Source organism: Tepidisphaeraceae bacterium (assembly GCA_035998445.1).
In the GTDB taxonomy this organism is placed as follows: Bacteria; Planctomycetota; Phycisphaerae; order Tepidisphaerales; family Tepidisphaeraceae; genus DASYHQ01.
The window spans coordinates 31,287-57,753 of the sequence record DASYHQ010000035.1; the positions used below are offsets into that span (position 1 = coordinate 31,287).

Consider the following 26,467-nt stretch of genomic DNA (forward strand, 5'->3'; position numbering starts at 1 on the left):
TCGTTCCGTAAGCAGTGGTCCCCACGGCACGTCTACCACACCTTACGGAGGCGGGGAAGCAGCAGCGTCAAACAAGTCTCACGCGCTGCCGCGCAACGTCTGGCCAACTATCGCCGTCGACTGCCGGTCCAACCCCGCCATTTCCAGGACGTCGCTCAGGTCCGTCAAGCTGATGCGCAGGTCGTCGTTGTTATTATATGGATTTACGAACTCCGGTGCGCGGGCGCCGTCGGACAAGACGTAATAATAGTCGAGCCCCACCTGATTGCTGATCGTCCAGTACATCACGTTGACCGCGTTCGGCGACAGCAGTTCGATGATCTTCGTCCCCGGCTTGCAGAAGACGATATTCGTCAGGCCAGCGCCGTGGGGCACCACGACCACCTCGGCGCCCGCCAGCAACGCGATCTGCTCCGTCAGCGGCAGGTTCTCGAGCGTGATGCTTTCGAAGCCATGTCGCCCGAGCAGGTCGATGACCTCAGTCTCGTTCGTCACCCGCCGATGCGTGACCTGCGTACGGTTAAAATAGAGCCGCTTGGGCCGCGCGGCACCGTCGATCGGCACCTTGGGAAGGAACGTGTCACGCAGGAATTCGCACGCGTACACCGGCACGTACCCCGTGTCGCCGACGAGCGAGGGCACGATCAGCTGGTCCGCCTTAACGTGCGGGTTCCAGTGGCTTTCCATGATCTTGCCCCGCGGAATGCCGAGGATGCTCAGCGTCTCGATGTGGAAGCGCGACACGTAGTTGTTGACGAGGAACCGGTCGATCGAATCCAGCGAAATGCCGGCCTCGCGCAGCAGATGAAGGCGCGGTAACACGTCGAACATCCAATGGTAATACCCCCGACCACTGGTCGCCGAGAGGACCGCGACCCGCCCATCTACCTTGTGAAGCGGCGGCAACCTGCGGTTCTTGAAGACGGCGTGATCGCTCGCGTCCTTGCTGTACTCACCGGCCACGATCATCCAGGAGACGTCGGCGAGCAATTGATCGTCGGGCGTGATGACCGCGCCCTCGTTATAGGCCCGGCCCTGCTCGATCGTCGCCACGAAGGTCGCCGGTTGGGTCGTCACCTCACCGGCGCGGAATCGCCAGTGGACGGTCTTCTCGATCGTCTTCGGCAGCGCCCGCCGGATCTCGGTCGCGGGGTGAAGCAGTTGGAACGAATGACGCGCCGCGGGATCGCGCGCCAGGGCGGATTGAACCCACTGCTCGGTCGAGGTGCAGATGCCGGTCGGTGCCGGCAGTTCCACGTCACGATTGAGGATGCTTCGCCCTTTGACGAAGGCCCTCGCCATCAACTGCCAGAGGGGCATCACGGCATTGCGCAGCTGTCGATTCCGCTTGACCAGGCTGTAGAGTTTTGGACTAAGTTGATCGAATAAGCCCATGATGTAATTCTTCGAATGTTTCAGGACCGCCTGACCACATTTCGATCATGCATTTGCAGTCAGGCATTTGTCCTGTTGGGCTCAAACTGATCACGATGTCATGGTATCGGCAACTAAATCTCTATTGCAGTGCTCCACTTCAGTTTGCCTATTCGTCCGTCTTTTCCAGTTACCATTTCCTCACAGGCGTTTCAACACATCGCGTGCGACCGGCACTCATTTATTGCGCTAACGTGACACGTCAAGCCCGGCCTCTTCCCAACCACTGAAGCCGCCCTGCATGGACAGGACGTTCGTGTAACCCATGCGCGCCAGGTTCATCGCCGCCATCGCGGATCGGTATCCACCGCCGCAGTACAGCACGATCGGGTCGCGCTCGTCGGGGACGGCCTTCTCGATGTCGCGTTCCAGAATGCCGCGCCCCAGGTGCCTTGCCTGCGGCAGGTGACCGACGGCCCACTCGTGGTCCTCGCGAACGTCGATCAGGTGGAACCGATCGCCGGTGTCCAGCATTCGCTTTACCTCGGTCGGTGATACCTCGCGTACGCTCTGCTTTGCCTCCTCGGCAAGCTTGAGAAACCGGGGGGAGTGCGACTTGGCCATGGCGGTCTCCGTGTTCAGTAGCAACAGCGTACCGCAGGATGGCCCGGCGGCAAGCCGTTGACGCCGTCCACGGAGGGCTCTGACACAGGTGCGGGTGGAAATGTCCGGATTATGCCACATTCTCCCGTAAGCGACGCAATTGGACCCGCTGAAGGGTGGCCAGCAGCTTATCCATGGCAGTGTTGATCCGGCGGACCTGCGTTTCGGACAGCGCCTCGCGAAAGGCCAACCCGATGCGCAACTGACCATCGTCGCGCGGCACGACGGACGCGACGCGTCCTTCCAGCATAATCGTCGTATGTGCGGTGTCCAGCGGTACTTCTAGTCGCCAGCGGTCGCCGAGGGCGGGTGGGGTCGGCGAATTGATCGATACGGGCAGGACAGGGCCACTGACCGGCACGACCACACCGGCGCCGTACCGGCCGAGGTCGATCGTCGACATCACGATGCGCCGGCTGGGCAGGGGACGGTCGATCAGGCGCTCGTGCGGGTCCATCCGCCACGCCTTCATCGTGAGCCCGTCGGCCGGCACGCGGAAGGTTCGCCGGCGGTTCACCGACGCGCCGGTCGCCGCCGGCGCCGCGTCGGGTTGGGTGGTGATCGCAGCATCCATCAAAGGGCGTCATCGGCGTTTCCGCAGACGAAGTTGAGGTGATTCGGGCAGCAAATGCATATTTTTTGCGTTAAGATGGGTCCCGATGGCGCTCGATTTAGAGACGCGGCTCGGAGGCTGGACGGACATTGCCACGTACCCACCGGGCGCGACTTTCGGCCCACGGGTGATGCGCGAATACGAACTGGTCTGGATGATCGAGGGGGACGCCCAGTATTTTCACGACGACCACGAGGTGGCCGCGCCACAGGGGAGCGTCGTCTTGTGCCGCCCGGGGATTACCGACTCGTTCCGTTGGGACCCTGCCCGCCGAACGCGTCACGCGTACGTGCACTTTCACGTCGACCGGTACCCGCCGGCTTGGCCGTCCCCCGCCCAATGGCCGGTCGTGCGTGCCTTCACCGACGCGCATATCGTGCCCCCTATGTTCCGCCACCTGCTGGCGTGGCACGAGCGTGGCGATCCCACGCTGGTCCAGCTGACGCTGAACCACCTGCTGGCCACGTTCGTTACCGGCGAGGCGACCACCGCTGACGTTCCGCACGACGCCCTGCCCGACCCGGTCGAGCGTGCGATGACGTTCCTGTACACCGCCCTCGATCGTAACCTGGCCGCGCCAATTGAGTTCGACGCATTGGTGGAGGCCAGCTGCGTCACCGGGCCGCACCTCTGCCGACTGTTCAAGAGCGCTACCGGTCACTCCCCCGCCGAGACGGTTCGTCTGGCTAGACTGGATCGCTCGCTGGAACTGGTGGTTCGCAGCAACTTCTCGGTCAAGCAGATCGCCGCCACGTGCGGATTTGCCACACCGTTCCACTTCACGCGACTGTTCACCCGCGCATTCGGCGCGGCCCCGGCGGTGCTGCGCAAGCGCATCGAGGCCGGGCAGTCGCCACCCCTGAGCCGTCTGCTGAAGTATTGGAATGGCACGCATCGGGTCAGCGGCGAAACGCCGAAAAATCAATAGCAGCCATGACTCGGGTAAAGCCGACCATGGCCCTGGTTGCCGGAATGGGCAATATTCTTGGCGTTACAACTCTTCACCACCACAGGAGCGAAGAAATGGTCGCCACCGCACCCATCAACAACGTGCAGCTGGATCGTTATCAGGTTTCGATTGCCCAGTACATCAACTTCCGCCGCGACGGGTTCCTGATCGTGCGCGACCTCGTGTCGCCGGCTGAGATTGCCGAACTGCGGCAGCACACCGAGGACCTGATGCAGGGCCGCCTGCCCGAGCAGCAGGTGACTGCGCGGCACCTCGACAGCAGTAGCGGCACCGTGACCGTCAACGACTTCGGCGCCCCGCCGGCCCACTTGTCGCCGGCGGAAAAGGCCAACTTCTTCCTGCGCATCCACATGTTGCACCGCCAGCTCGAACTGCACGAGCGGTTCATGCTGCACCCGCGCGTGCTCGACGTGCTGGAGGTGCTGATCGGGCCCGATCTGCTGGCGCTGCAGACGATGCTCTTCCTGAAGCCCGCGGGCTCGGCCGGGCAGGGGTGGCACCAGGACAGCTACTACATCCCCACGCACCCCGACACGCTCTGCGGCGCGTGGATTGCGATCGACGACTGCGACGAGCGCAACGGCGCGATGTGGTTCGCCAAGGGCAGCGGCAACGAGCCGGTCTACCCGCCCTGCCCGGAGGTGGGTTACGGGTTTGGTGAGAAGCTGCTCAGCGACATCCGCTACATCAATGGCGCGTCGAACACCGACGACACGAAGAACGCCCTGTCCCCGATCGCCGACCGGTACGACCAAGTGCTGGCGCCGATGAAGGCGGGAGACGTGGCGTTCTTCAACGGGCACGTGCTGCACCGCAGCAAGCAGAACTGGTCGACCGACCGATTCCGCCGAAGCTTTGTCAGTCACTATTGCAACGCGCGCAGCTTCACGTATTGGGGGTCGGACGAGTCGCAGCCGAACAAGGGTAAGGACCCGGTCACCGGTGGCGTCAACGCCAGCCATATCCTGGCTCGCGGCAACACGCACCTGCCGTTCGCGGTGCCGAAGTTCGGCACCCCGTGCGCCGCGCTGCAACCTGCCGACGAACGCAGCCGCGCCAGTGAGTTCGCCGCCCGCACGATCGCCAGCATGAACAACGGCCTGATGGGCTGCGCGATCGCCGACCCGACCGTGGAACACGACCATCACGATGACGATGACGCAGATGCCAAAGCGCCATCCATGGGTGGGACGATGGGTGGTGGCATGGGTGGGACGATGGGCGGTGGCATGGGTGGCGGCATGGGAATGGGCGGGGTGAAGTAGGGTCGAGGCCCTCTCCGGATGCCATTCATATAGTCACGGGCTTGCCCGTGGTCTTGCGCGGGTCAGTAGAAGGACACCGGAAAGCCCGTAGCTAAATCTAGGACGCTACAGGTAAGCGTGACGCGTCCCTAAAGGCTAGAGCGTGTTAGGCACTTTCGGGGTCAGTAACGCAGGCGTGACGACGCTGGGTGCCACGGTTTGGTACTCCAAGCCGTGTCTGCGTGTACCGGCACGGCTTGGAGTACCAAACCGTGGCACCCAAGCCAGTTTTGAGTTGGAAAGTGCATAACGCGCTCTAGCGAACAACACCTTGTCGCCTCGCGATCGGTTGCCATCCCGAAGGGAGCCTAAGGCGACCTGAGGGATCTCGAGCCACGGACGGTTCTCGGCCTTGGGAGATGGGTCAGGTCGGCGAGCCTCCCATCGGGATGACACGTCCGTGACCAATGCAGGGGTTTTGTCTGCTAGCCTTAAAGCTTCCGCGCGTCGTACGCCCAGTGCATTAGCGCCTGCCGTTGGCGCGGGCGACAGTTCACGTCGCCGGGCTGGCAGTGGTGGCGCAGTTGCGCGATGTGCCGTCGCACCGCCCGCCAGCGGGCGATCTGTCGGTCGTCGTCACCGCTGCGCCGGCCCATGTAGTAACGGCAATACCACTGAAACCACCCGCGTGGGTCGTCCTTGTGGATCCACCCCTTCTCCTGCCACACCGCCAGCGGTTGCGACGCGTGCACGCCGAAGCAGTTGAGCGTCGGGTCGCGCCGTTCGGGCGACAGCTTTGCCTTGGCAAACCAATCCGCCGGAAACTCGGCCGTGCAGTCGGTCATGTACTTTCCACCGAACACGCCCAGTTCCAGCATCTGCTTCGGCGACAGGTCCGGCCGAAAGTCCTCACGGAAGTTCTTCCCCGGCGGTTCGGTGCGTTGGTAGACGTAGCCCTGCTGCATGCGATCGTTGACGGTGACCTGCTGGGGCTTCATAGAACCTCGTTCTCTTGCGTGACGATGACGAGAGCCGTGCGCCACCGGCATGGTCGCTTTAGCGACCCGGTGCCACGAACGCGCCGGTGTCACGGATGTGCAGGATACCGGTGAACGCGTCGTCGCGTCCGAAATCGATCGGCCCCGCCCAGGAGCCGCTCTCACCGGTGGCGGCGCGATGCTGGGAGAAGTTGAACCGCAGCAGAACCGGTCGCCCCTTGGCGGGGTCGCCGATCGCTTTCCACGGCACGGTGATCTCGCCGCGCCAGACCTGCCCACCATCCACGGTCGCGGCGTACCGGACGGCGGCGCCCTCCAGGGGTGCCCAGGGGTCGGCGTTCGTGCGGGCATCGAGCTTGCGCTCGACCCACACGCTCGTGGGCTTCAGCGTCACGTTCAACGTCGGCCCGACCGAATTGTCGGCGTAAACGGGCTGCATCAGCACCTCGCAGACGTCCTCGCCCCAGGCGCGCCGCAGGTCGTACTCGATGAAGTTCCGCGACACCCGTCCGCCGGCGCTGCTGAGGCCCTCGACGCGAAACGCGACGTTCACCGCATCGTCGGCCCAGTTGGCGTACAAATTGACCGGCGTCGACATCCGCTCCAGCGCCCCCTGCTGCACCGTCGGACGGCTGAGCATCTTCACCAGCGCGCCGGAGCCGATCGCGTCCACCTCGCGCCAGTCGCCGAGCGAACCGTCGACCGTCAACGGCTCGTCGCGCCGGTCGAGCGCCGCGGCCGGCACCACAACTTGTAGTTTGGTCTCCCGCCGGGTGAAGCCGTGCGTGAACGTGATCTCCAGCGGCTCGCGCGTCTCGGCGCCCAGTTCGCCGAGGTTCACCCGCGCGTCCATCGACACCCGGCGAACGCGGTAGCCGTCCAGCGCCCGTACCACCGTGGGCTGCCCGGGGACGCGCCAACCCGCGCCGATGCCCGTCCACTGCAGCGTGTGCGTCGTGGGGTCGGTGGCGGCGGTGTTGTAGATGTCGATGCCGCAGCGCAGGTCGATCCAGTTGCTGATGCCCCGCCCGGGCATCAGCGGGTCGATCAACCACTGCGACGACCGCGCCACCAGCACCGGCCGTTGCTGGGGATCGGTCCAGCGGCGCGTCTCCAGTTCCAACTGGTGCTGCACCGCCAAATCGGGCAACTGTCCCGGTGGCCGCAGCAGAATCGACCGGGCGACCAGTTGCAGCGCCCCGTCCCACGCCGCGGCGTCGGTGGTGCCGGTCAACAGGCCGTAGACGGGGTCAGGGTTCTGGTTCGGTTGCACCTCGACCGGCTTGGCGAGCAGCTCGGCCAGCAGCCGGGTGTTGGTCGTCTCGCCCCGCTGCGATGCAAGGTACAGGTACTCGTAGTCCTGCTCGGCCCGGCGAAGCCACTTCAAGTGCACGGTGGGAACCGGGTCGTTCTGCCCGAACCAATGCCCGGGATAAAACCACACGAGGTTCGCCGGGTCGGCCGACCGTTGCGGCACCATTTGCGACGGGAGCGGATCGTTCCAGATAATGGTCCCGGCGTCGCGCAGGAAAGCCAGCCACGCCCAGAGGCGCACGTCGTGCTCGCCGCCGGCCGCCCCGGTGGCCGGGACCACCTCGCGCACGTCCGTGCGCATCCACCGCCTGGGGTGGCCGGCGGCCCGTGGCCAGTTTTGAATCGGTGGAGCGGAAATCAACCCCGGCGCTGCGATCACCAACCGGTCGGCCGCCTCGGGGGGCACGAGGCGGTTCGACGTCGACGGCCCGGCGAACTGCACCTGGTCGCCGTTCAACGGCACCACCACGCGCAACCGCGGATGCCCCGCCAGCGCCGCGGCGGCCTCGGTCGACAGGCGGATGCTGCTGACCGCGTTGGCACGGCCCGTCGCGCCGGTCGCGTCGCCGCTGGACAGCAGGATGGCCGAGCGATCGAGCCAGTCCAGTTGGTCGAAGTGCGACGCCGCAAGCCCCCAATACTCCCGCTGGCTCGCCGGGTCGAACTCGTCGATCTGGTCCGGCGACGGCAGCGCCCAGAAGCCCAGGGGAATGCGGTCGTTGAACTGGTCGCCGCTCAGCCAGGGACGCACGATCGAATCGTAATCGTTCCAATCGATGCTCGGCGGCTCGCCCGATGGCCACTTCACGGTCGGCTGCAACTGAGGCACGAAGAGGCTCGTGCGATGCGACTGCGCCAGCGTCATCAACCGATCGAGCACGCGCACCGCATCGCTGAAACGCGGGTTGGTGCGATTGACGAGGCGAGGCGAAACGCCTTGGAACGCCCCGTTGTAATGCTGCGCCAGATCGTCCCAATCCAGCTTGGCCGCCAGCGTGAGATGGCGGTCGTCGGGCAGGACGAAGTCGTGCACGTCGATCGACAGGGGCAGCTGCGCCACCGGCTTCCCACCGGGCTTGCGAAGCAGTTCGATCGATAGCTCGTACCGCCCCGCCGGCGTCTCTGCGGGCACGAGTAGGTCGATCCACAGGTCCACCGGCCGCGATCCATCGGCGGTGCGCGCCGGGCCACCGGGTGGCGCATTGGGGTCGCGCAGGGTCGACAGGTCAAACTCACCGTTGCGGTCGCGCGCGACCGGCAGCAGCGCCCGTGGCGCGGTGCGCGAGGCTGCGGGCCTGCCGGCTTGCCGCACGAAGGCGGCGCCGGACTGGTCGACCGGCATTGCGATCAACTGCATGACCGCCAGCGTCGGCTTCAATTGCGGCGCCGCCGAGATGCTGTTGGCGTTGCGCAAACGCAACCGCGCGCCGCGGCCACCCTGCCAGTTGGGAATGCGGATGGTCGTTGATAGCCATTCGTTGCGCGCCCCCACCAGCGCGATCGGTCCCGGGCGCTCGGCCGGCCCCGCGGTGTCGTGCAAATCGGTTGCGATCAGCCCGCCGTCGCCAGCCCGGCCCGACCATCCGTTGGACCGCGATCCACCGCTGCACCCCATGGGAAGCACCGCGATCAGGCCAACGAGCAATAACACCGCGCGCGCGACGGCCAGGTAAAAGGGCGACATCATGCCTGATGCGTCCTCTCTCGTCGCGCCGTTGCACAGTCGTTACGCATGGGGGTCAGAGATTGCCACATCTTTCGCCAACCGGGCAAGCGTCCATCTTCGATCGCGCGATGGCGACGCCGACGGACCAATAATGCATGAACACCGAAAAAGTCGCGATTTCCCGAAGGAAACGTCGATTTTAGAGCAGATGGAGAGCGTACACCAGCAGATTTATTTTCGTCTGCGGCGCGTGGCACGACCTTTGTTCTAGTGCTTTTCGAAGGGACGGACAAGGATGACGACAATAACGAGCGACGGCCGGATCGAATTCCGGTTCTACCGGCCGGGCGTTCGGGAAGTTCGCATCATGGGTGACTTCAACGCACCGCGACCGGTCGATCCGATCGCGATGCGGCACGAGGGCAACGGTTGGTGGTCGGCGGTGGCGACAATCGCCGCGGGTGATTACCGCTTCCGATACCTTGCCGACGGGCAGGCCTTCGTTGATTACGCCGCCACCGGGGTCGAGCAGACGAAAATGGGCTGGAACAGCATTTTGACCGTTCCCAAACTGGAGCCGACTCACCAAAACATAAAGGCGAAGCAGGTCGCCTGACTGCGGGTGTGACAGATCGCACCCCCGCGACAGACGACCGCTTCGCGACAAGCCTCGTTTCCTCCTCCGCCAGGCCGCACGGACTCTAACCCTCCACCGTGCGGCCTTTTTCATGCGCGTGTGGTTTTGGTTCCGCCGCTCATCTGTGGGATGAAGAGGTTGAACCGCGGAGACGCGGAGATAGAAGGAGATCATTTGTGACGTGGTAGTCTTCCGGTCCCTCTCCCATGTACTCATGGGAGAGGTTAGGTGAGGGTGATTTCTAGTTGCCCCACACGTCACGATTGAGAGTTGCCCACGAATGGGCACGAATGAACACGAATAAGAGCTAAGCAATCTTGCGTCTTCCCATTCGTGGTGATTCGTGCCCATTCGTGGGCGGTCTGCCGATCGAAATCACCCTCACCTAGCCTCTCCCGGAGTACCGGGAGAGGGACCGGACGATCCCCTTTACTGCATCTTCTCCCTCTATCTCCGCGTCCTCCGCGTCTCCGCGGTTCATCTTCTATGCCCCTGACCGCGCCAGTGCGTGCGAGCGCGCCCCGCAGCGGCTAAACTTCGGCTGAATGCCCAAACGCGATCAACCGCGCGATTTTCGTCATGTGCCGGTCCTGGCCGACGCCGTATTACGCACGCTCGCACTGCGGCCCGGGAACGTCGTCGTCGATTGCACACTGGGTCTTGGCGGGCACTCGCGGTTGATGTTGGAGCGGGTGAAGCCGGACGGCCGGTTGATCGCGACGGATTTCGATCCGAGAAACATCGAGTTCGCTCGCCAGCATCTGTCGTTCGTGCGCAACGGGCAGTTCTCAGTCCACAACACGAACTTCGCTGCGCTGCCCAGTGTGCTGGCGAGCGAGGGCGTGGAGAAAATCGACGCGCTTCTGGCCGACCTGGGCGTCGCCAGCCCGCAGATCGACGACCCCGCCCGCGGGTTTTCGTATCGCAGGCCGGGGCCGCTCGACATGCGCATGGACCCATCGCGCAAGGAGTCGGCCGCCCAGCTTTTAGCCCGCATGACCGAAAAGGAACTGCGCGACGCGTTGCTGGAATATGGCGACGAGGACGACGCCGACAAGATCGCCCCGCTGATCGTCGCCCGCAGGCAGGTCAAACCGATCGAGACGACCGAGGACCTGACCGCCATCGTTTGCGAGGCCCGCGACTTCACGCTGCAGCGCGCCGCCGGCGCCAAGTTGCACCCGGCCGCCCGCACGTTTCAGGCGCTGCGCATGCTGGTGAACCGCGAGGTGCCCAACCTCGACCGCCTGCTGGCGGTCATCCCGCAGATCCTGAAGCCCGGCGGGCGCGTCGCGATCATCTCGTTCCACTCCGGCGAGGACCGCCGGGTGAAGAAAGCCTTCCGCGACATGCTGCGCGACGAGAGTTTCGAGGAAGCCCCTTCCGACCCCATCATCGCCACCGAAGCCGAACTGCGCGACAACCCCCGCAGCCGCAGCGCAAAGCTGCGCTGGGCCGTGCGGGCGTAGATTGCGTCGGACGACGTCGCTCCGGTCCTATCACTTAGCGCCAGCCTAAAAGCTCGTCATCCTGAGGTACTCCGAAGGATCTCCCCCCGTTATTCGAATGTGGGACGGAAGAGATCCTTCGGAGGGCCTCAGAGGGTATCGAAGAACGACGCTGCGTCCGCTCCGAACGTGGCATGGGCGTCTCGCCCATGCGTGTGTCAGGGCCGGAAGACTCGATTTAGAGCCGCGGCTTGGTCGGCGCATTCGCCAGCAAATCGCCTTTCCCGTTCCAGTCCACAGGCATGGGCTCTGGCGCCCATGCCACGTGAAAGGCAAACGCGATCGCGTTCGTCAGCACCCTCACAGGATGACGGGATTCGCCATTGGTCACTCAGATCGCCCCCACCCAACCTCCCCCGGGAATACCGGGAGAGGAGCCGGAGTCCCACCCCTCCCCCCTTCCCGCGCTTTCCCCCGATCCTCGTATTACAATTCGCCCCATGGCCAACCGATGGCAATATCCACGCTGGCGGCGGATGACGATGCAGGGGGCGATGTGGGCGGTGTTTGCCGCGTCACTGGGGGCGGCGGCGTTTCTGTCGAATCGGCCGATGCAGCTCATGCAGCTGGCCGACGACGATTCCACGCCGATCAAAGATTACCGCCTGCCGCGCGGGTGGGCCCCCGTGGACGACCCGGCCGACGATGCGTCGGTCATCATTCGCGCGCTCGAGCCGGCCGACGATACCTCCGGGCGCAGCATCAGCATCCACGTGCTGCCGATCGACCGCTCCCTCACGCCCGCGCAATTCCTGGCCCGCAATCGCCTGCCGACCGGGCTCGTCGCGCTGCAGAATGGCCGCAGCCAGCCGATGCCCACAGAGGAAATCAAGATGGTCGGTCAGACCGGCCTCATCACGGGTGGCGCGCGGCGGCGGCGTACGGTGGACGAGGAAATGCTCGGCCGGATCATGACCACGCAGGCCTACTTCGCCACTGCCATCTTGCCGCAACGGCTGGCGGTGATGGTCTCGCTGCAGGGCACCGGGCAGCCCATGCCCGACGACCTCGACATCCTGCGCCGCGTGGCCCAGTCGATCGAGCTGAAGGAGTCGTTTACCGCGTCGTCGACAATCGTCCCGCCCGCGCCGGAGATCGCCGAATCGGTCACGCTCACCGGCGGCACGCGCATCACGCTGCCCGCGGGGTTCGTCGGGGTCGACGAGCGCGACGCGAACAAGACCGCCCGCGCGTTCGTCAGTGGCCCGTCGGCGGTGCTGGAACTGGTGCCCTGCACGATCGCGCCCAGCGACACGAACGCCGACAAGATCGTGCTGGCCGAGCTGCACGATTCGTCGTTCCACGGTGGCACGTTCAAGCCGCTATCCAACACCACGCCCGGCGTGCGGCAATGGCAGATCCTGCCGGCCGCCGGCACCGCCAACCCGGCCCAGGCAATCGCCTACCTCGCGGCCGACCCCACGGGCGCCGCGGTGCTGGCCGTCATTCGCGGTGACCTGCCGCGCGACACCTCCGCCGACGCGGCGTGGCGGGCGATCGTGGCCGGCCTTACCTTCGGCCAGCCGCGCGATGTCGCGACGCTGACGGCCGCGGGTGAGCGGGTCGCCGATCGCGTGAAGAAACAACTGGCGCGGGCACCCGGGAACGCCGGTGGCCAGGAATCGTGGTGGCTCTGGTTTCGCGACGGTGACGATCCGCTGATCGGCTGGTCGTCGGCCGAGACCGGCATCGGTGGCAACCCGCTCGCCGGCCTGCGGCAAACGCGCTGGCGCAACGGTGACCTCGTCGGCCAGTCCCAGGACCGCTGGGAACGCAACGCCGGCGCGACCGCCTATTCCCGCCAAACGACGACCGACGTGGACGACCGCGCCAACGACACCACCGCCGCCAGTTCCAACGACGCCACCGGCCCGCGGCAACAGGTGCGGCTGGTGGGTGGTCGGCTGAGCATCAGCTGGACCGTGCCCACGGGCAGCGTGAAGGTCGACGACCGCGTCGCGCCCGCCAACTTCCTGCCCGGCCCGGTGCTGGAGGGGATGATGAACCGGCTCGGCGACGAACCGATCCTGATTCGCACCGACTACTTCCCCGGCCACGAGCCCTCGGTCAAAGGCGGCCTGCTCAGCGTGCTAATCGAGCCCAGCGTCGAGTTCCCCCGCCAGGCCGACGACCACTCCGGCCCCCTCCGCTGCGTGACGGCCAGCGTCAACGGCAGCGGCCAGATTTCCCGCTGGTACTTCCACGCCGACGGCACGATCGCCCAAATCGACTTCGCCAACGGCCTGCATCGCAGTTCGACCACCGAAACCGAACTGGAAAACTCCTTCGGCACCGCCCCGGGCATGTGGCCGTAAGGGGGAGATTACGTCCGGATAACGCTGGAGTGGGCAGCACCGTTCCGATAACGCTCTGATTCGTATCCCAAACAAGCGATTTGCCAGGGAAATGCGCGGCGCATTTCTGAATTGCGCGGCGCATTTCTGAATTGCGATGCGCATTTGTGAAGGGGAAGTCTCCGTTGTGAACGGCGCGGCGCCCTTGTGAAGGGGGCGGCGTATTTCCGTCGTACCCGGGGAACGTCCTGACCGGCTGGCCCGCTTCCCCAACGCGGCCATCGATTCGCGCCGCTTGAAGCACACTGGGAAGTTGCGCCCACCCCCATTATCGGACAGGCGCGTTCGACGCCCCCGCGGCCGGCGCCACGTAGCGAGTGACCAGCCGATCAGTGTGCGGCCGCTCCGACCGTGGCATGGGCGTCTCGCCCATGCCCGTGGTAAGGCCGAGCAATCTCATTTGTTGTCAGCTGCGCGGTCAGCGCGGCACGCCACAAATAAAATCTCCTATTCCACTCGACAGGCATGGGCGAGACGCCCATGCCACGTGAAGACAGCCGCGGCTGCTCAGGCCATCGCATCGGCGGCCGGCAGACTCTACTCTTCCGGAATTTCCTCCCGTCAACCGCGCAATGCACGATGGGAATCGGCTGCGGTTCGGTATCATCTGCGGGAACCACCATGAACTACCCCACGCTCCGCACTGCCGTACTGTCGATCGCGATGTCGAGCTTTTGCCTGGCGCAGGAGGCCCCGGGGCCGGTCGACCTGCTGGCGGGCCGGCCGGATCAGGACGTGTCGGCGACCGAGCAGCTCGGGCCGGTCTTCGAGAGCGCCGTCGCGGGCATCAGCCTGCGGCCACCGGCGGGTGGGAAGGTCATCCGCCGGCCGGGCGACGCGGAGGTGGTTCGCTACGTGTACGAGCCGGACGGCGCGGCGTTCATCGTCGTGCAGTCCACGCCGCGCAACCCCACGCCGCTCACCAGCACCAACGTGCCGGGCGCCACGACCGACGGCATGCTCGAAATGGCAGTGGCCGACCTGAAGGGCCAGCACCCTGCCGCGCAGATCATCCGCCAGGACCTGACCAACGTCGGCGACGGTTCCGTCGGCATCATCGTCGCCCGCTACTCGCTCGGCACCAGTTCGTTCCTCAGTCAGCAGGCGATCGTGCAGGGCTCGCCGCAGCTGTACTACACGCTGACCTACGTCACGCCCGGCTCACGTCCAAACACGCCAGAAGAATCGATCGACCCGCGCGAACAGCGGGCCTTCGAGACCTTCTCGGCCGTGCTGGACACCGTGAAGCTGCTGGACCGCTCGAACATCAAGATGGACCAGGACCAGCGGCTCTACCGCACGCGCGCGTTCTTCGTGAACCTGTCGCAACGCGCGATCGAGAACGCGCTCGTGCCCGAGCAGTGGTTCCGCATCCTGAAGAACGGCAAGGACATCGGCTACCTCTACACCGTCGAGGAAAAGACCAAGCTCGGCGGCTTCCCCGCCATCCAGGTCGGCATGCGCAGCCGCACGTTCGACGACAAGAAGCGGCAGGTCGACGCCGAAGCGTGGCTGCGCATGTCCACCGACCGCAAGCACGAACAGTGGTCGCGCCTGTCGGTGGCGATCGACGGCGACAAACGCACGCATGCGACCGAGATCGGCGCCAGCGACCACGCGACCAAGGCCGTCGCCGAGCAGTTGGACCGGGACCAGCAGATGGGCGGCGTGAAGCCGGGCATTCGCATGGTCGACGACTACCCGCTGACCGTGAAGTACGCCGGCAGCAAGGGCGCGCCCGAACCGGTCGAGCGCCAGTTGCCGCCGTGGTACATGCCACAGGCGCTGGGCCACATCCTGCCGCGCGCGCTGCCGCTGGGCGAGCGGAAGGGTTACCTGTTCGCGACGTTCGTCCCCGACCGCCGCGAGGTGATGATGCGCTACGTCGACACGCTGCCGAGCCGGCAGGTGACGTTCGCCGGCCAGACGGTCCGCGCAACCCCGATTGAAGAGAAAATCGGCCTCGACGGTTACGTGACCACCCACTACATCGAGGACGGCGGCCGTTACCTCGGCAGCGAGACCAAGTACCCTGATGAGTCCGGCACCCCGCTGACCATCAGCTACGTCGCGACCACAAGTGACGATTTGGCCAAGCGTTGGGAAGGCCTGAACCTTTCCCGCCCCAGTGAAACACCCCAGGTGGAGCCCAATGGCGGGAATGGTCGATAAATCGTAAGGTGAACGTGGGAAGGCAGAACTGAAAACGTGTGATGGCTTATTTGTCGGTAAGTCAGCGTGGTTCTCTTGGGACGCTTCTGTTCCGGCCGTGGCATGGGCGTCTCGCCCATGCATGTGGACTGGAGAAGGAAATGCGATTGACTGGCTGCCGCGCTGACCAAGCCGCCGATTCGAATTGTATATCACCGCCTTAACACAAGCATGGGCGAGACGCCCATGCCACGGCCGGAGTGAGCCAAGCACCGTCCTGACCGCCCCCTCCGGATGACGAACCAAAAATGTTCCGTTCCCTCGGTAAAACCCTCGTCCTCTTCACCCTCACGGTCGCTGCGGGCATCGGCATCGTCGCGTACGTGCAGCACGATTCGACGGCGACGAAGTTGCGCGAGGCGGAACGGCAGAACGCGCAGTTGCAGCAGTTCGTCGAACGACTAACGGACGAGAAACGCGTCGCCAACGTCATCGTGACCGACGTGACGATGATCGACGGTGTGCCGCACACGACGCTGCTGTTCGTCGAGTTCGACAAGACCGGCCGCGAGCTGCCGCCGAAGCGGTTTACGGTTCAGGGCAACGGGGCGCACATCGACGCGATGGTGATCAAGTTCGACCGCGACTTCGTGAAGGAGAACGACCCGCTGCGCGGCCACAGCATCGTGCTGTTCCACCGCCTGTTTGGCGAACACCAGACGCCCGCCGACGGCTTCCGCATCGATGAGCCCGGCAGCATCCCCGCGATCTACCAGGACGCCGACCCGAAGGTGACGACCTTCGAACGCGACCTGTGGGACAGCTTCTGGCGGCTGACGACCGACGAGTCGCTGCGCGTCAGCAAGGGCGTGCGCGTCGCCAACCCTGAAAGCGTCTGGGGCCCCTTCGAACCCAACCGCCTCTACACGATCACCCTCGAAGCCGACGGCGGCCTGAACCGCACCAGCGAGCCGCTGAAGAGCATCTACCGCGAAGCCCTGAACGATCGTAAGCCGCAGTAGCCCCGTACCACGAACGACCCGTCCGTGTCTTCGCTTCAACGCGCCGAAATTTGAGTATGCCCCCATCGTCATCCTGCGAGGGTGCTAAAGAAGAATGCCGCGTCCGCTCCGACCGTGGCATGGGCGTCTCGCCCATGCGTGTGTTGGAACCAGAAAACACCATTGGTTGCAGCGGCTTGGTCGGCGCAGCGGCCAACAAATGATGCTTCACATTCCAGTCCACATGCATGGGCGAGACGCCCATGCCACGGCAAGGCAGCCGCGTCCGTGTTCTCTGATACCCTTTCATGATGACGATGGCCTGCACCTAGTCGTTATTACTTCCTAACGGAGATTCACGGGCGGCCCGCCCGCGGCACGCGCGAACTTGCCCCGCCGCGCGCAACAGCTAAGTTACGTTCCCCATGCAGATCAAAGTCAACGGCTCCGACCGCACCGTTCCCGAGGGCACCACGCTGCGGTCGCTGCTGGCCGAGTCGAAGCTGACGCCCGAAAAGGTCGCGATCGAACTGAACCGCCGGCTGGTGCGGGCGGATAAGTACGACGCCCCGCTGAACGAGAACGACGAGGTGGAGATCGTGACGTTCGTGGGTGGCGGGTGAGCGCGACGCTCCGATCCCCTCTCCCGGTACTCCGGGGGAGGGCTAGGGTGGGGGTGACCGGAGCCGGCACAACGGGTCAGCAGTTCGAAAATCACCCTCACTTAGCCTCTCCCGGCATACCGGGAGAGGGACCGGAGCGGGTCCGCCTCTTCCCCCACAAGACGCGCCGCCCCACTTTCCCTATAATCCGCGTCCTATGGACGTCTTTCGCATCGGCAATTTTGAAGTTCACAATCGCCTCTTCGTCGGCACCGGCAAGTACGCGTCGTACGAGGTCATGCAGCAGGCGCTCGACGCCAGCGCGTGCGAGGTGGTCACCGTCGCGGTTCGCCGGGAACGGTTGATCGACAGCGCGGGCAAGTCGCTGCTGGATTACCTGGACCTGAACCGCTACACGATCCTCCCCAACACCGCCGGCTGCTTCACCGCCGACGACGCGATTCGCGTGGCGCTGCTCGGGCGCGATCTGCTGGAAAAGAACGGCAACAAGGGCGCCGGCTGGGTGAAGCTGGAAGTGCTGGGCGACAAGAAGACGCTTCTGCCCGACCCCGTCGGTACGATCGAGGCGACGCGCGAACTGGTGAAGGAGGGCTTTACCGTCCTTGCCTACACCAGCGACGACCCGCGCTCGGCCGTGCATATCAAGGAGGCCGGCGCCGCCAGTGTGATGCCCGCGGGCAGCCCGATCGGTAGCGGTCAGGGCATTTTGAACCCGCTGAACATCTCGCTCTGTCTGGAACTGCTGAAGGACGGCGACCCATCCTACCCCGTCATCGTCGACGCAGGCGTCGGCGCCGCCAGTGATGTCGCGGTCGCGATGGAACTGGGCGCCGACGGCGTGCTGCTCAACACCGCCATCGCCCACGCCAAGGACCCCGTGAAGATGGCCGCCGCGATGCGCCACGCGCTGGAGGCCGGCCGCCTGTCCTACCAATCCGGCCGTATTCCGAAGAAGCGATACGCGACCGCCAGCAGCCCGTTCGAAGGCGTCATCAGCTACATTCCCGGCGAGTAACCGCGCGCGACCGACCGGGGGCGATGCCCAGCCATCCACTACGTCCAAGGACCCCTCCGCATGACCTGGCAGAACCCCCAGCAGCAAAACCAACACGAGCCCCCCACCCAGTGGCAGCAATCGTACGGCGGCTACCCCGACTACGGCGCGCCCGTCAATCGGCCGCACTCGAAGTTCGGCATCGCATCGTTCATTATTGGGCTGGTATCGATCGTCGCCATGATCGCGCTGTTCGTCATCGCCGCCGTGATCGCGATGAACGCCGACGGCGAAATCGACGAAACCTCGCCCGAAGCCATCGCGATCGGCCTGGGGCTCTTCGGTGGGATCGCGCTGGCGCTCGTCGGGCTGATCTTCTCGATTGTGGGCCTCGTGAACGCGAACGCCGCCAAGGTCTTCTCCGTGCTCGGCCTGATCTTCAACGGCCTGATCATCCTGGGCGTCATCGGGCTAATGGTCTTGGGCGCCTTCATCGGATAGCGCAGCGCTCGCCCCTGGCGCCTTGCCCGCCCGTGCGTTTCTCTTTCGCATCCTTCGTTACCTTCACAGATCGCCCGCACGATGACCACAATCACCGAACCCTCCCGCCAAACGCCCGTCATTCACGATGTCGACCTCTGCGTCATCGGTGGCAGCTGCACCGGTGTGTTCGCGGCGGTGCGGGCGGCGCGGTTGGGCGCGAAGGTGGTGATCGTCGAAAAGGCCGGCGCGTTCGGTGGCGTGGCGACGATCTCACTCGTAAACGTCTGGCACACGCCGCTCGACACCATCTACCAGCGCCCGATCATCGGTGGCCTGACGCTGGAACTCGTCGACCGCCTGAAGCGGCGCGGCGCGATCACCGAACGCCCCAACAGCCCGCACTGGGCTTGGGCGTTCAACTCGTTCGACATGATGATCGAGCTGGACAAGCTCGTGCTGGAACACGGCATCGAGCCGATGCTGCACACGTCGTTCGTTGCGCCAATCGTCAACGGCGGGCGCATCGACGCGGTTATCGTCGAGAACAAGACCGGCCGACAGGCGATCCGCGCGAAGACCTTCGTCGACGCCACGGGTGACGGCGACGTCGCCCATCGCGCGGGCCTGCCCTGCTACAAGGCACCACACGCCCAACCATCCACCACCTGCGCCCTCATCGAAAACTACGACTCGCTGAAGCCCAATGACATCGGCGATTTGCTGCGCCAGCACGGCGAGGCGTTCGGGCTGACGCAGGGCTTCGTCTGGGGCGTGCGCATCCCCGGTTCGCAGCTGTACATGATGGCCGGCACGCGCGTGCGCGGGCTCGATCCGTCCGACGGCAACGACATGACCGCCAGCGAAATCGAGGGCCGCCGGCAGGTGGATGGGTTCCTGAAGATGGTCAAGCAGCACGCGCCGCACGCCGACTGGCGGCTGGTCGGCCTGCCAGCCCGCATCGGTTTGCGCGAGAGCCGCCACGTGCACTGCGGCCACCAGTTGACCGGCGCCGACGTTTTAAACGGCCGGCGCTTCCCCGACGCGATCGCCAACGGTTCGTACCGCGTCGACATCCACCACCAGGAGCGCCCCGGCCTGACCTTCCGCTACCTGGACGGCACCGAACATTACGTCGTCCCCGGCGAGCCGGCCGTGCAAAGCCGCTGGCGCGAACCGATCGCGCAGGACCCCACGTTCTACCAGATCCCCTACCGCTCGATGCTGCCCGAGGGCCTGTCGAACCTGCTGGTCGCCGGCCGGATGATCGACGCCGACACCGAGGCCCATGCCGCCATCCGCGTGATGGTCAACATGAACCAGACCGGCGAAGCCGCCGGCGTCGCCAGCGTGCTTGCCATGCGCCACGACCGCGACGTCCGCCGCGTCAACACCGACGACCTCCGCAGCACGCTGGCCGCGGGTGGGTCGATCATGATTTGACCCTCGCGTCTGGCCGCGTGTCCCTATTCTGTAGGACAGGCATTCCTGCCTGTCTCTCCCCCCGGTATTGCTCTCCCCCCGTATTCCGTCTCTATCTTCTGTGGCACAGGCATTCTTGCCTGTGTCTCTTCGTCTTCTCTGCCGTTGGGACCGACATTCTTGTCTGTCTCTCTGCGAATTTGTTGAAAGAACGAAGAGACGCGAAGTCGCGAAGGCGCGAAGCCAGACGCGAAGGAAAACGAAGCGCGTTGCGCCGGCTCCCCCTCAACCGCGCAGCGCGGGCGTAGAGATGGATAGCCTGCTCTTTGACAACCGAATAGCCGACGCGCGTGACAGGGCCAGTCCCCATCGCCATCACCCGATGTTGCACAATGGTGCAAAATGGTGCACGAAATCGCATTTTGCCTTACCCAAACCGCCGCCGCGACAGCAGTTTGCAGAGCCGCCTTCGCGATTTCTTCGTGCCTTCGCGTCTCTTCTCTGCGGGTGAAAGCGCAATAGAGACAGACAAGAATGTCCGTCCCACCCGATGCAAAGACAGAAGACGGGGGGAGAGACAGGCAGGAATGCCTGTCCTCAGAAGAGCAACAAGCCGGCCGGGAGGTCACCTCCGCAACCGCCCTTGGCATCCGGGGCGCTTTCCCGCACCATGGCGGACATGCACCCGCTCTGGAACGAACTCGCTGCCAAGGCCAACGTGACGTTGACCGAGGCCCAACACGAACAGCTCTCGACCTACCTGAAGCTGCTGACGGCCGCCAACAATCGGATGAACCTCACGCGCATCGTCGACCGCGAGACGGCCGAGGTGCAGCACATCGGTGACGCCCTGACCGTCCTGCCCCACCTGCCGCCCGGCGGGCACTCGCTGGCCGACGTGGGCACCGGGGGTGGCGTGCCCGGCATTCCCCTTGCGATCGCGCGACCCGACGTGCGGGTCACGCTGATCGAGGCGACGAAGAAGAAGGCCGCGTTCCTGACCGAGGCCGTGACCGCGCTGGGCTTAACCAACGTGCGCATCACCGCCGAGCGCGCCGAGGAGGCCGCCACTGGCGGTCGCCGCGAGAGTTTTGACGTCGTCGTCGCCCGCGCCGTCGCCACGATGCCCTGGCTAGCCGAGTGGTGCCTGCCGCTGGCCCGCAAGGGGGGCAAGGTCCTCTGCCTGAAGGGCCCCAAGGCCCACGAGGAACTGCCATTCTCAAAGAAAGCCATCCGCCTCGGGGGTGGGGGCTCGCCGATCATTCACCCGGTCGAACTGCCCGGCACCGAGAACCGCATCATCGTCGAGATTCGGAAGGTCGACCGCAGTGATAGCCGCCTGCCGCGTCCTCCCAGTGGCGCCAAGGGCGGGCCCCTGTAGGCACGGTTGCCCCGCCCGGGGCTCGCCACTTCAGTGGCGAAGTCTTTGCACCCTGCTCGCGTAACGCGTTGCGCCGGCTTACGTCGGCAATAGCTGGATGGTTTCGTACGGAAGCCCCATGGCGATCCGGATCCAGCTCGCGGTGAGCCAGAACGCCGCGGCGCTCGCCTCGCCGACGATCAGACCCAGGAACAGCGGCTTGGCGCGGGCGAACAGGTCCGACCCGCCCAGCCGAATGATCAGCGTCTTGGCGAGCCAGCCGAGGAAGATGCTGAACCAGGTCACCTGGATCCCCCACGTGTGGACGAGCAAAAAGCCGACCGGGTGGACCGGCCAGCCGACGAAGCGCAGGCGCAGCGCGCTGAGGGCCACTACCGCTGCGGCGCCGACGCCCACGTGCACCAGCCGGTCGTGCGGCTCGCGCGGGCCCAGTCGCGGGGGCAGGTAATCGGCGACGGGGCCGTAGGTCATGTAGCGCGGCATGTTGACAGTGCTCCAGATGGAGAACGGGGATTCGGCGACGCGGTCCAGCGCCGTCGAATACGTGTACTCGGCCAGCAGCATCGACGCGCCCGACACCACGAACGCCGTCACGATCGCCAATGCCAGGCACGCCACGATCGGCCACCGGCTGCGCCACGACGCGGTCGCCGCCCGCCCATCGCGGTCGCCCTCGGCTGCCCCGGTCTCATCGCTCACGCGGATCGCCTGCGGCACGAACGCGGGCATGGCCTGGCGTAAGTCGTGCGTCAGCACGCCGCTGAACATCGAGGCGTAAAAATAGGACCCGAGCGTCGTGCGTCCCGACAGCCCACCGGGCAGGTCCTGCCCCACCATCGCCCACGGTCGCCGCAGGTCGAACGGGATCAGCACGTAGAGCAGCCCCGTCTCGGCGACCACCTTGGCCAGCACGAGGTAGATGAGCATCAGCATCGTCACCAGCGCCACCGCCCCCACGACTGACGCGCCCGCCAGCGTCAGCCACGCCACCAGGCCGACGAGGCAGACCACCAGCCCCCAGCCCGACAGCGCGTGGGGCAGGTAGCGCCCCTGCGAGTCGCCGTCGCGTCGCCGCCCGACCATCTGCCGCACGACTTCCGCCAGGTGCCGCCGCGCGATCCAGAGGATGGCGCCCGCGAACGCCACGGTCGCGCCGATGATCTGGTCGAGCTGCATCGGCTCGGTCAGTTCCGCCCCACTGGCGCCCGCCGTCACGTGGTACACCTGCTTGGCCAGGTACAGGCCCCACAGGCTCAGCGCGACCCGCGTGTCGGCGAAGTAGATGACGCCGATGACCGTGAAGTAGATCGTCTGCCGCTTCAGCCCCCAGTCGGTCAGCGTCCAGGGTTGCTCGCTCAGCACGCCCGTCAGGTCGTACGTCAACGGCAACGGCGGGAAGTGCGTCGGGTCGTACTTCGACAGCCCGTTCAGCAGGTGAACCACGAAGACGCACCCGAACGCGATCCAGAACGCGCGCGACGACAGCAACCGGTTCAACGCCCGCCCCGGCGCCGGCGGCTCGATCAGCGACAGGTAGACCGTCGCCAGCGGGAACGGCAGGCGCTCGTTGTCCACCCACTGCCGGCGGAAGATCAGCGACATGAAGATCACCGCGCCGAACAGCAGCGCAAAGAACGTCCCCCACGTGGCGGCGGGCGTCGCCCAGGCGGCCCACGGCACGGCGCGCACGTGGTCCAGCAGCGTTGGGTCCATCAACGGCGCGCGGCCGATAAAGTCCCGAACGAGCGGGTCCGACGCCCGCGCCGCTTCCGTCGCGCCCGACACGTTCGGCCACAGCCAGTCGGGCAGGTCCATCGTCCGCACGACCTCGGCGAACGACGTGTTCTCGACGGGCATCGCGTAGTACTGCACCAGGTGCGGCGGCAGCCAGCGCATCAAGCCGACGCCCGCAACGCCGCACGCCACCAACATCATGCCCACCGCCAGCCCGAGTTCCCCGGGGCTCGCTGCGTATCGAGGCGCGGCGCGATGGATCAGGCCGTTGACGATCACGGTGAACAACAGCAGCACGACGACGCCGGTAGGCAGGGCGCTACCGATGATGTCCGTGTTGCTGGCGACGTAGTTGTTGAACGGCGTGAAGGCGGAAATCGCCGTGACGCCGAGCAGGCCCAGACCGACGCTTAGAGGTGTGACGATTCGCAAGGCGCTCCGCTGATCTGAGACTTGAGCAGACTCGTTCCCCAACCCCCTGCGCGAGAAAGCAGATCGACGCGACCACGGGCGTTCGGTCGTGTCCTCGGAGGAGTTTCCGGGTCGGAGACGCAACGCTCACGCATGTCGCCGTCGTCGCGCCCGTACCGGCAACTACGATGCCAGGATCGTCTCGATCTGCTTCAGCTCATCCTCACTGAAGCTCGCGTTCTTCAGCGCCGCGATGTTCTCCGTGATCTGTTCCGGCCGGCTGGCGCCGATCAGGGCGCTGGTGACAGCGGGCTTGCGCAGCGTCCAGACGAGGGCCATCTGGGCGAGCGATTGGCCGCGCTGCTTGGCGAGGTCGTTCAGCTTGCGGATCTTGGCGAGCTTGGCGTCGGTCACATGGCTGGGGCGCAGGAAGCCGCCCTCTGCCGTCGCGCGGCTGTGGGCGGGGATGCCGTTCAGGTACTTGTCGCTCAGCATGCCCTGGGCCATGGGCGAGAAGACGATCGTGCCGAGGCCGAGGCGTTCGGTGACGGGCAGCAGGTCGTTCTCGATCCAACGGTCGAACATGTTGTAGTTCGGCTGGTGCAGGATCGGCTTGGCGAAGCCGTTCTCCTTGCACACGCCCAAGGCCTCGGCGGTCAGGCCGCCGCGGTAGTTGCTGATGGCGGCGTAGATCGCCTTGCCGCTCTTCACGGCCTGGTCGAGCGCGCCCATCGTCTCGTCCAACGGCGTGTTGGGGTCGGGGCGGTGGTGGTAGAAGATGTCGACGTAGTCCAGCTTCAGCCGCTTCAGCGAGGCGTCGAGGCTGCTCAGCAGGTACTTACGGCTGCCGAAGTCCCCGTACGGGCCCGCCCACATCCCGTAGCCGGCCTTGGTCGCGATGATCAGCTCGTCGCGTTGCGCCTTGAAGTCGTCGTTCAGGATGCGCCCAACGCGTTCCTCGGCGCTGCCCGCCGGTGGGCCGTAGTTGTTGGCGAGGTCGAAGTGGGTGATGCCGTGGTCGAACGCCGTGAAGAGCATCTGCCGGCAGTTGTCGTGGAACGACGCCTCGTCGGTATGCTTGCCGGAATCCGTCCCCACACCGCCAAAGTTGTGCCAACAGCCGAGCGAGATCGCGGGCAGCTTCAGGCCGGACTTGCCGCAACGGCGAAACCATTCGGGGTTCGGTAACGACTTGTAACGATCGGCGGCGGGTTGGTAGGACATGGCGGAAAGCGTAGCCGTGACAGCGGGGCTCGACAAGATGAGAAGAGAACGCGAAGGCGCGATGGCGCGAAGGAAGCCGCGAAGAAGAGGGGATTGAACCACGAGGACACGGAGGGCACAGAGCGAAAGACAGAGAGCGAAGGCGCAGAGCGGGACCCTCACGTAGCATGGGCGTCTCGCCCATGACTGTGGGTTGGAATGGAAATGTTTTAGTGGCCGTCCGCTTCGACCGAGCAACTGCCACAAAGGAAGTATTCTCGACTCCTTACAGGCATGGGCGAGACGCCCATGCCACGGCCACTCACCCTCTCTTCTCCGTATCTGCCTCTGTGCCCTCTGTGTCCTCTGTGGTTCAATTCCCTCCCTCTTCACCTTCGCGGCTTCCTTCGCGCCATCGCGGCTTCGCGTTCTCTTCCCATCCACCGACCGCTATACTCCGCCGAACCAGCCGCCGCCCAACCAGGAGCATTCCCCCATGGATCCCTTCCTCCGCGCCGCCATCGATGAAGCCAAACAAGGTTTAGCCGAGGGCGGCCTGCCGATCGGCAGCGTGCTGGTGCGGGGCGGGCAGATCGTCGCCCGCGGCCACAACCGCCGCGTGCAGCATGGCGACCCGATGGCCCACGCCGAGATCGACTGCCTCACCCAGGCCAAACGGCAGACGACCTACAAGGACACCGTCCTCTACAGCACGCTCATGCCCTGCTACCTCTGCACCGGGGCGGTCATCCAGTTCGGCATCCCCAAGGTCGTCGTCGGCGAATCCGTCACCTTCCCCGGCGGCGAGGGCAGGTGGGGTAAGTCGCCCGACTTCATGAAGGCCAACGGCATCGAGGTGATCGACCTGCACGATGCCGAGTGCATCGCGATGATGACCGACTTCATCAAGAACAACCCCACGCTGTGGAACGAGGACATCGGGGTGGATTGAGCGGCCGACGATTATCGGCCGATCATGATTGGCGTCCTTTACGTCGGACCGTTACACGCATAAGTCGAGCGCGATGCCTTTCGTCGGCCGAACGGTCTGCCAGTCGGGCCAACGCGTCGACGTTCCGTCCCAAAACGTCGACGCGTCAGGGCAAACGGTCGACGGTTTGAGTCGAACGGTCGACCGTTCACCCCAAACGGTCGACGTTTTGGGTCAAACGGTCGACGTTTTGGGTCAAACGGTCGACGCTTTGGGCTAAACGGTCGACCATTTGGGGCAAACGGTCGACGGTCCGGGTCGAATGGTCGACCGTTCGCCGCGAATGATTGACGGCTTTTGGGGTAATACCGATGTTCCGTCACCCTTCATGACGGCACTGGCCGGCCGCTACGCCTGCCGGACACGCCCGCTCGCGTGGCTGTAAGTCCTTAGAGCGTGTTATGCACTTTGGGGACCAGTAACGCAGGCGTGACGACGCTGGGTGCCACGGTTTGGTACTCCAAGCCGTGTCTGCGTGTACCGGCACGGCTTGGAGTACCAAACCGTGGCACCCAAGCCAGTTTCTCAGCTGGAAAGTGCATAACACGCTCTATGTGTCATCCCGAAGGGAGCGGTAGCGACCTGAGGGATCTCATACGAATCGTGATTAAACCGCGCGCTCGTCATCCTGAGAGGGTGTTTACTAAGTCGGCTGGGTCTGCTCCGGCCGTGGCATGGGCGTCTCGCCCATGCTGTCGGATTGGAACGAAGGCCATTATTTGGGCATGTTGCGCC

Annotated in this window: 20 protein-coding genes; 13 read left to right on the forward strand and 7 right to left on the reverse strand. The window is 65.2% G+C overall.

Annotated features, from left to right (window positions below):
* Positions 1-78: 78 nt before the first annotated feature.
* The 3 genes from VGN72_14650 to VGN72_14660 form a co-directional block, all read right to left on the reverse strand.
* A complete protein-coding gene (locus VGN72_14650) occupies positions 79-1,395 on the reverse strand; it encodes a glycosyltransferase family 61 protein (GenBank protein ID HEV7300601.1) in 1,317 nt (438 codons plus the stop codon).
* 228 nt (positions 1,396-1,623) lie between these two features.
* Positions 1,624-1,998 carry a rhodanese-like domain-containing protein gene (locus tag VGN72_14655; GenBank protein HEV7300602.1) on the reverse strand — a complete coding sequence of 125 codons (375 nt, stop codon included), beginning with the start codon at positions 1,996-1,998 and terminating at the stop codon, positions 1,624-1,626.
* Between the two features lie 109 nt (positions 1,999-2,107).
* Positions 2,108-2,611 carry a PilZ domain-containing protein gene (locus VGN72_14660; GenBank protein ID HEV7300603.1) on the reverse strand — a complete coding sequence of 168 codons (504 nt, stop codon included), beginning with the start codon at positions 2,609-2,611 and terminating at the stop codon, positions 2,108-2,110.
* Between the two features lie 85 nt (positions 2,612-2,696).
* Here VGN72_14660 and VGN72_14665 point away from each other — a divergent pair, with 85 nt between their 5' ends.
* The gene (locus tag VGN72_14665) at positions 2,697-3,578 is read left to right on the forward strand and encodes a helix-turn-helix transcriptional regulator (protein ID HEV7300604.1); all 882 of its coding nucleotides are present in this window, start codon (positions 2,697-2,699) and stop codon (positions 3,576-3,578) included.
* Positions 3,579-3,673: 95 nt separating this feature from the next.
* Positions 3,674-4,885 carry a phytanoyl-CoA dioxygenase family protein gene (locus VGN72_14670; protein ID HEV7300605.1) on the forward strand — a complete coding sequence of 404 codons (1,212 nt, stop codon included), beginning with the start codon at positions 3,674-3,676 and terminating at the stop codon, positions 4,883-4,885.
* 470 nt (positions 4,886-5,355) lie between these two features.
* Here VGN72_14670 and VGN72_14675 read toward each other — a convergent pair whose 3' ends face one another.
* A complete protein-coding gene (locus VGN72_14675) occupies positions 5,356-5,862 on the reverse strand; it encodes a hypothetical protein (GenBank protein ID HEV7300606.1) in 507 nt (168 codons plus the stop codon).
* Positions 5,863-5,920: 58 nt separating this feature from the next.
* Positions 5,921-8,863 (reverse strand): hypothetical protein, encoded by a 2,943-nt coding sequence (locus tag VGN72_14680; GenBank protein HEV7300607.1) that lies wholly within the window; start codon positions 8,861-8,863, stop codon positions 5,921-5,923.
* Between the two features lie 274 nt (positions 8,864-9,137).
* Here VGN72_14680 and VGN72_14685 point away from each other — a divergent pair, with 274 nt between their 5' ends.
* From VGN72_14685 to rsmG, 10 genes are all read left to right on the forward strand, one after another.
* Positions 9,138-9,458 (forward strand): glycogen-binding domain-containing protein, encoded by a 321-nt coding sequence (locus VGN72_14685; protein HEV7300608.1) that lies wholly within the window; start codon positions 9,138-9,140, stop codon positions 9,456-9,458.
* Between the two features lie 566 nt (positions 9,459-10,024).
* Complete coding sequence (gene rsmH, locus VGN72_14690) at positions 10,025-10,948, forward strand: 16S rRNA (cytosine(1402)-N(4))-methyltransferase RsmH (protein HEV7300609.1); 924 nt, start codon at positions 10,025-10,027, stop codon at positions 10,946-10,948.
* Between the two features lie 479 nt (positions 10,949-11,427).
* Entirely contained in the window at positions 11,428-13,302 is a 1,875-nt protein-coding gene (locus VGN72_14695) for a hypothetical protein (protein HEV7300610.1), read from the forward strand.
* 660 nt (positions 13,303-13,962) lie between these two features.
* Complete coding sequence (locus VGN72_14700) at positions 13,963-15,513, forward strand: hypothetical protein (GenBank protein HEV7300611.1); 1,551 nt, start codon at positions 13,963-13,965, stop codon at positions 15,511-15,513.
* 287 nt (positions 15,514-15,800) lie between these two features.
* Positions 15,801-16,514 carry a hypothetical protein gene (locus VGN72_14705; protein HEV7300612.1) on the forward strand — a complete coding sequence of 238 codons (714 nt, stop codon included), beginning with the start codon at positions 15,801-15,803 and terminating at the stop codon, positions 16,512-16,514.
* A gap of 404 nt (positions 16,515-16,918) precedes the next feature.
* Complete coding sequence (gene thiS, locus VGN72_14710) at positions 16,919-17,116, forward strand: sulfur carrier protein ThiS (GenBank protein ID HEV7300613.1); 198 nt, start codon at positions 16,919-16,921, stop codon at positions 17,114-17,116.
* Positions 17,117-17,312: 196 nt separating this feature from the next.
* The gene (locus VGN72_14715) at positions 17,313-18,131 is read left to right on the forward strand and encodes a thiazole synthase (protein ID HEV7300614.1); all 819 of its coding nucleotides are present in this window, start codon (positions 17,313-17,315) and stop codon (positions 18,129-18,131) included.
* A gap of 60 nt (positions 18,132-18,191) precedes the next feature.
* The gene (locus VGN72_14720) at positions 18,192-18,611 is read left to right on the forward strand and encodes a hypothetical protein (protein HEV7300615.1); all 420 of its coding nucleotides are present in this window, start codon (positions 18,192-18,194) and stop codon (positions 18,609-18,611) included.
* A gap of 81 nt (positions 18,612-18,692) precedes the next feature.
* Complete coding sequence (locus tag VGN72_14725; GenBank protein HEV7300616.1) at positions 18,693-20,033, forward strand: FAD-dependent oxidoreductase; 1,341 nt, start codon at positions 18,693-18,695, stop codon at positions 20,031-20,033.
* 649 nt (positions 20,034-20,682) lie between these two features.
* Positions 20,683-21,393, forward strand: a complete 711-nt coding sequence (gene rsmG / locus VGN72_14730; protein ID HEV7300617.1) for a 16S rRNA (guanine(527)-N(7))-methyltransferase RsmG — start codon at positions 20,683-20,685, stop codon at positions 21,391-21,393.
* A 78-nt stretch (positions 21,394-21,471) separates the two neighbouring features.
* On the opposite strand, the gene VGN72_14735 is transcribed toward rsmG, so the two are convergent.
* Both VGN72_14735 and VGN72_14740 read right to left on the reverse strand, forming a co-directional pair.
* Positions 21,472-23,559, reverse strand: a complete 2,088-nt coding sequence (locus VGN72_14735) for a DUF6785 family protein (protein ID HEV7300618.1) — start codon at positions 23,557-23,559, stop codon at positions 21,472-21,474.
* 162 nt (positions 23,560-23,721) lie between these two features.
* Positions 23,722-24,762, reverse strand: coding sequence for an aldo/keto reductase (locus VGN72_14740; protein ID HEV7300619.1), 1,041 nt, complete (start codon positions 24,760-24,762; stop codon positions 23,722-23,724).
* Between the two features lie 475 nt (positions 24,763-25,237).
* Here VGN72_14740 and VGN72_14745 point away from each other — a divergent pair, with 475 nt between their 5' ends.
* A complete protein-coding gene (locus VGN72_14745) occupies positions 25,238-25,693 on the forward strand; it encodes a nucleoside deaminase (GenBank protein ID HEV7300620.1) in 456 nt (151 codons plus the stop codon).
* The last annotated feature ends 774 nt before the right edge of the window (positions 25,694-26,467 follow it).